Origin of the sequence: Streptomyces phyllanthi, from assembly GCF_009377205.1 — a bacterium.
GTDB lineage: Bacteria > Actinomycetota > Actinomycetes > Streptomycetales > Streptomycetaceae > Streptomyces > Streptomyces phyllanthi.
On record NZ_VJZE01000512.1, the window covers coordinates 1 to 6,128 of the forward strand.

At 71.6% G+C, this 6,128-nt stretch carries 5 protein-coding genes; 3 read left to right on the top strand and 2 right to left on the bottom strand.

Going from position 1 to position 6,128, the window contains the following annotated elements; all coding sequences use genetic code 11:
- On the top strand, positions 1-2,265 hold a 2,265-nt coding region (locus FNH04_RS39565), incomplete at its 5' end, for a TIR domain-containing protein (RefSeq protein WP_228031882.1).
- Positions 2,262-2,651, top strand: coding sequence for a RyR domain-containing protein (locus tag FNH04_RS39570; protein WP_152790901.1), 390 nt, complete (start codon positions 2,262-2,264; stop codon positions 2,649-2,651). The genes FNH04_RS39565 and FNH04_RS39570, both read left to right, overlap by 4 nt.
- A 119-nt stretch (positions 2,652-2,770) precedes the next feature.
- On the opposite strand, the gene FNH04_RS39575 is transcribed toward FNH04_RS39570, so the two are convergent.
- Together FNH04_RS39575 and FNH04_RS39580 are read right to left on the bottom strand one after the other, a co-directional pair.
- Positions 2,771-4,228, bottom strand: coding sequence for an MGH1-like glycoside hydrolase domain-containing protein (locus tag FNH04_RS39575; RefSeq protein ID WP_152790903.1), 1,458 nt, complete (start codon positions 4,226-4,228; stop codon positions 2,771-2,773).
- A gap of 9 nt (positions 4,229-4,237) precedes the next feature.
- Complete coding sequence (locus FNH04_RS39580; protein ID WP_152790905.1) at positions 4,238-5,134, bottom strand: endonuclease/exonuclease/phosphatase family protein; 897 nt, start codon at positions 5,132-5,134, stop codon at positions 4,238-4,240.
- Between the two features lie 141 nt (positions 5,135-5,275).
- On the opposite strand from FNH04_RS39580, the gene FNH04_RS39585 reads away from it, so the two are divergent.
- The coding region (locus tag FNH04_RS39585; RefSeq protein WP_322725195.1) for an AfsR/SARP family transcriptional regulator at positions 5,276-6,128 on the top strand (853 nt) is incomplete at its 3' end.

Below are 6,128 nucleotides of genomic sequence, written 5' to 3' on the forward strand. Positions count from 1 at the left end.
GAAGAAGGCCACGCGCAGGGGGGAGAGGCGATGGCGGGCGCCGGCCGCATTCCGGCCTACTTCAGTCACAGCTACTGGGCGGACGACCGAGAGCTGAACGAGCACTTCTGGAAGATCTTCTGGGAGGCGGACTTCACCTTCGCGGTCGACCCCAAGACGAACCCGCTGTCCCCCACCCACCTGGAGCTCATGATGCGTCAGAGCGCCTGCCTGGTAGGTGTGGTGACGCATCGTCATGAAGAGCCTCGCTATCGCGCCTCGCCCTTCATGGTGCACGAGCACGACTTGGCGCTCCAGGCGAAGAAACCCCGGCTGGTGTTCATGGAGGAAGGCGTGTCAGCGGGTTTCTTCCCGGTGAGGGACGACGAGCGCATCGTGTTCAGACGCCGTCAGCTGCCGGACGCGGACGAGCTGGGACCGGCGATCAGACGTCTGGCCGGGCGGAGCGGGCCGGAGGGCCGGGCGTCCAAGGGCCTGCTGGGCACGGTCGGCCTGATCCTGCCGGACAACCGTGCCTACCGTGCCGCCGAGCGTCACATCCGCGGTGCGATCGAGCGCGTCGGATACACGGCCCGGCCCATCAGCCTCGACTTCACGGATCCGTTCGAGTTCCTGCTCGCCGTCGACGGATGCGACTTCGTCGTCGTCGATGTCGACGAGGTCGCGCCGAAGGCGGTGTCCTGGGTCTTTCCGCTGCTGTACGGCCGCTTCATACCGACCCTCAAGCTCATCCACGAGCCGGACGGCGCCCATGAACCGCGGCCGTCGAAGCTCCTGAGCGGAGCCGCTCTGAGAGCGGCGGAACAGGCGGACCGTATCGCGGTCTACTGGAGCACCAAGGAGGAGCTCGGCGACCGGCTGTACGCCCTGGTGGCCCGCTTCTACCAACCGCGTCTGGAGTTCGAGACCTACGACGAGGGCGTCGGGTACTTCCGCAGCCTCGGGCGTGCGGAGGGCAGCGTCTTCCTCAGCAACGCCAACGAGGACGACTCACTGGCACAGCGAGTCGGCCGCAGCCTCGACCTGCACAACCTCCCGTACTTCCACTACCTGCGTCACAACACGATCGAACTCGGCGCGGACTGGCGCAGCCAGCTGTACGCGAACGTCGCCGCGTGCCGCGTGTTCGTCCCGCTCATCAGCCGGGACTACTGGGACAGCGAGTACTGCAGGGAGGAGTACGCCATCGCCGACCGCCTGCGTACCGACGGCCGTCTCGTCATCCTGCCCTACTTCCTGGGAACGGGTGTGGCCCAGCAGGTCACCTTCCAGGGGCGCTCCATCGGCCACCTCTCCCAGGACGAGCAGGTCGACCTCATCAGCCGTGACGTGGACCGTGAGTTCGTCGAGCGCCGCAGGCTGGATGAGCGCGGTGTCTCCCCGGCTTCGGCGAGTGCGTCGGCGACCGCCGGGACCGTGCCCGGTCGAGGGACCGACATCGCGATTGTCACGCTCCTGCCTGAGGCCCACGACGCGCTCCGTAGACACCTGGAGAGCTCCGGATCACTCACGGAGGTGGTGCGGCACGGCACCGGGTGCGAGTGGATCCGCGCCGGCGTCGAAGCGGTGGGCCGCAGCAGCGCCTACGAGGTGGTGGTGGCACAGCCCTGCGGAGGCCCGGACGGAGTGCCCAACGCCGTCGCCGCCACGATCGAGGAGTACAGACCGGAGACGGTGGTCTTCGTCGGGGCCTGCTGCGCCACCGCCCCGGACCTCGAACCCGGTGACGTCGTGATCTCCAGCCGTCTCCACGGCTATATGTACGACGAGCTGGAACAGGCCTGTCTGCCGCGCCCGGACCGGAACCATCTGGCACACGAGGGCGTGGCCGCGCTGGGCGAGAGCATGCGGCTCAACTACGGCCACTGGACCGAGAAGATCTACGAGCGGCCGCCCGGCACCCCCCGGAACGGCACCGCGCGCGTCGTGGTCGGCCCCGTCGCATCGGGAGACGCGGCCGTCGGCGGCACCGCAGACCCGGCCCTGCGACCGCTGCTCGCCGCCTGGCCCAAGGTCGTCGCCGTCGAGATCGGCGGGTCGAACGCGGCGAGCGCCATCACCCAGGCGCGCAGGTCCGGCCGGACCCATGTGCCGTTCTCGATGGTGTGCGCGGTGGCCGGAACCCAGACCGACGGCGTCTCCTTCAACTCGGCACGTCCGGAGCAGGAGAAGCCGTGGAAACAGTACGCAGCCGATGTCGCCGCCACCCTGATCGTGGAAGCGATCCGGTTGGCCTGGCCCAGCCCGCCCAGGAGAGCCGGATGAAGGATCGTGCCGGGCAGCAGCCGCCCTGGACGCCCCGCCCCGTGGACACCGAGGACGTGAAGGTCCCCGAGAGCCTCTACGCCCTGATCGAGGTCCTCGCGGAGAACGCCCACGACAACTGGGCCCGCAGGCGCCTGTCCGAGGGATGGCGGTACGGCCCGTGCCGAAGCGACAGCGAGAAGACCCACCCCTTGCTGATCCCTTACGCCGACCTCAGCCACGAGGAACAGGAGGCGGACCGCGTGCTCGCCCTGGAGACGGTGAAACTCATCCTCCGGTACGGCTACACGCTCCACGAGCCCGCGCACGAAGTCCGCGGGGACCCGGCCGGCACCCTTCACCCCGGAAGCAGCGGCCACGCCCCCCACGGCTGCGACCAGGAGTAGGCGAGGTCGGCGTCGCCGCTCCTCCAGTGGTGCGGGGCGGTGGTGGCGAGCCGGTCCAGCGGCTCGACACCGCCCGGCGCGCCGCCGTCCGGGGCACTACGGCACCGGCCGCCCCGGGCTCAGGACAACTCGACACGGACCTGATGACGGCCCCGCAGCCCGGCCGGCACCCCGTCGGCGCGGCGGCCGTCCACGGTGAGCGAGGTGATGCGACGACCGCTGCCCACCAGTGTGATGTCCAGCGTCATCCCGCGATAGCCGAGGCCGGACAGGGTCACCGGAGCCCAGCCCCCGGGCAGCAACGGAGCGAAGCGCAGGCCGTCCTGTTCGGGACGGAGCCCGAACAGGCCCTGGTGGATCAGCCGCAGGTACGCGGTGGCCGACCACGTCTGGTGCTCCTCGGAGGCCCAGTGGCGCCCGCTCTGCCGGCCGCCGTCCACGGCACCGGTCCTGGCGTGGTGGACCTCCCAGAACCCGCCGTCGGGCTCCGCCAGCCGGGCGAGGTCGGTCACCGCCTGTGCGAACAGGTCGACACGGCCGCCCACGGCCGCCGCGTGCCCCCACATGCCGACCGACACGGGCCACACCAGGACGTTGTGGCGCCCCGGACGCCCGTCGTCGTAGCGGGCGAAGTGCGGCCAGACGTTGACCACTCCGCGCGGCTCGCGATGAGTGGTGCCGAGTACGGCGCGCACCTGCTCGGGCGACGCCACCCCGAACAGCACCGCGAACGCCAGCCCGTTCGCCTCCTGGTACGGCTCCAGCCGGCCGGCCCGCTCACCCGCCCCGTGGATGAGGTACCCGTAAACGCCGGCCCCGGGCCGCCAGAAGTGGGCATTGACCGCGCTGCGCAGCCGTGCCGCGGTCGCGCGCCACTCGTCGGCCGCGGCGCTGTCCCCCAGGACGTCGGCCATCTCGGCCCCCGCCTGATGGGCCCCGTAGTAGAGGCAGTTGGTGGACAGGCACATCAGCCTGTCCGTGCCCGGATGGTCGAGCACGAAGGAGGAACCGTTGCCGGGATCGTACGGAGGGCTCGGGTAGCCCGCGATGCCGTCCTGCATGAACGCCGGACCCTCGAACAGCCCGTACCCGTCGTTGAAGTGGAGGGAGCGGTTCAGACGCAGGGTGTCCGCCGTGGCCTCGTACGCGTCCGCGAGGAACGCCAGGTCACCGGTGACCAGATAGTGGTGCCAGGCCGCGACGGCCCAGACGATCTGGTCCCACCACTGGTTGTCCTGCTGCACGACCAGGGTGCCGTCGTGCTGCCGCCGGCACACCGACCACAGGGTGTTGCGGGCCACCTGCGGCGACAGCAGGGCCGCCGCGTTCCACACGTTGACCGCCGCGTCCCGCGTCCAGGGTTGCTCGTAGCCTCCACCGGCCCGGATCAGCGCCCCGGGAGGGTCCGTCAGCAGGCCCGTCCGGTCGTACTCGGCAGGATCGTACGGAACGGTGTTGATGTCGAGAAGGTTCCGCAGGGCCGACCGGTAGGCGTTGCCGAGGAGCGGATCATGGCCACCGCCGAACCCGATACCGGGCCGCCCGGCGGCCGTACGGCGTTCCTCATGTGATGTCACGAGGCCACTTCACCACCGAAGACCGACGACCAGGGGCCGGTGGTCCGAGATCGGCGTCCGCGGTGCCCGTACGCCGTCCACTGCGAACCGTGGCGCTCCGGCTGCCAGCACGTGGTCGAACTGCACCACGGGACGGTGCGAGGGATACGTCGGAACGCGGGCCGGCTCCCGCCAGCCGCCCGCCACCACCGCAAGGGCCGACCGCCGTCGGCCGGGCACCGTCCCGACTCGCTCGGCCCCGTTGAGCACGGCCCTGGGGATCGCGCCGATCAGGTTGAAGTCACCCAGCAGAACACAGGGCCGCGGGAGATCGGCGATCCAGTCGCGGACGGCGAGCAGCTGCCGGACGTTCCACCCCGGTACGAACGACAGATGCAGCGCCACGACCGTGAACGGGCCGTGCGGTCCCACCGGCACGGCGGCCAGCGCCGCGCGCGGCTGGTCGCGGACCACGGTGAGGCCGGACCGCCCGGCCACCCGCAGCGGCATACCGAGGGGAGCCGGGGCGAACCGTCTGGCCCGCCATTCCCGCACCGGCAGCCTGGACAGCAACGCGATGCCGTGCGACGGAACATCGGGACCCGGCCGCGCGTCCCGCGGGCCGTACACCCGCAGCCCCGGCTCGGCCGGGTCGAGGACCCACCCCTGGCCCGGCACGGCACGACCGTGGACCGCCGACGCATAGCGCCAGTCCCGCGCTCCCGAGGCGTCGGCGGCGGCCCGCGCCTGGTCGGCATGGCCCGACCGCTCCTGGAGACGGTCGACCTCCTGCAGCGCCACGATGTCGGCGTCCAGAGACGCGACGGCATCGGCCAGGGGCCGCTCGGCATCCGGGGCAGGGACGGAGACGGGCCGGCCGTCCCCGAGCGTCCGGCCGTGCAGCACGTTGAAGGTCGCGAACCTCATCGGTCGCACCATACGTCGCACGAGGCCGGTACGGAGGAGCAGGCAGGAGAGGCCGAGCGGTCGCGCGGTTTGGCACTCCCGGGCACAGTCCCTAACCTGACCAGTGATCGGTCGGCAGGGGGCAGGGGGGCAGTACTCACAGTGGGGCATGGCTTACGGTTCGCGGTGCTCGGGCCCGTCAGGGCGTGGTCCGGCTCGCAGGAGGTGCGGCTGGGCCCGCAGCAGCGGCAGGCGGTGCTGGCGGTGCTGCTGCTGGGCGGCGGCTCCCAGGTTCCCGTCCATGAACTGGTCGACGCGGTGTGGGGAGAGGACCCGCCGGCGTCGGCCGTGGGATCGGTCCGCAGCCATGTGTACCGGCTGCGCCGGCTGCTGGATCCCTCGCTCATCCGTTCCGTGGGCGACGGCTACCTGATCGAGGTCTCACCCCGGACGCTGGACCTCGCGGCCTTCCAGGAGTCGCTGGCCCGCGCCGCGAGCGCCCGCGCCCGCGGCGACGCCAAGGCCGCGGCGCTGATCCTGCGGGAGGCCCTCGCCCTGTGGCAGGGACCCGCACTCGCCGGGATCCGCGGCGAGTACGCGGAGGTACGGCGCACCCGGCTCGAGAAGCTGCGGATGTCCGCGCTGGAGACCGGGCTCGCGGCGGAACTGGACCTGGGCGCACACACGGAGGCCGTGGCGGAGCTGACGGAACTCGTGGCGGCGCACCCGCTGGACGAGCGGTTCCGGGAGATGCTGATGCTCGCCCTCTACCGCTCCGGACGGCAGGCGGAGGCCCTCGCCGCCTACCGTCAGGCACAGTCACTGCTCGCGGACGAACTGGGCGTCGACCCCGGACCGGCACTGCGGTCGATGTACGAGCGGATCGTGCGCGCCGACACAGCTCTGATGCTCACCGCGCCGTCGCCCGTGGACGACACGACGCATGGCCAGGCAGCCACGCACGCCCAGCCCGCCGGCCCCACCGGGACCGGCCCCACCGAGACCGGCCCCACCG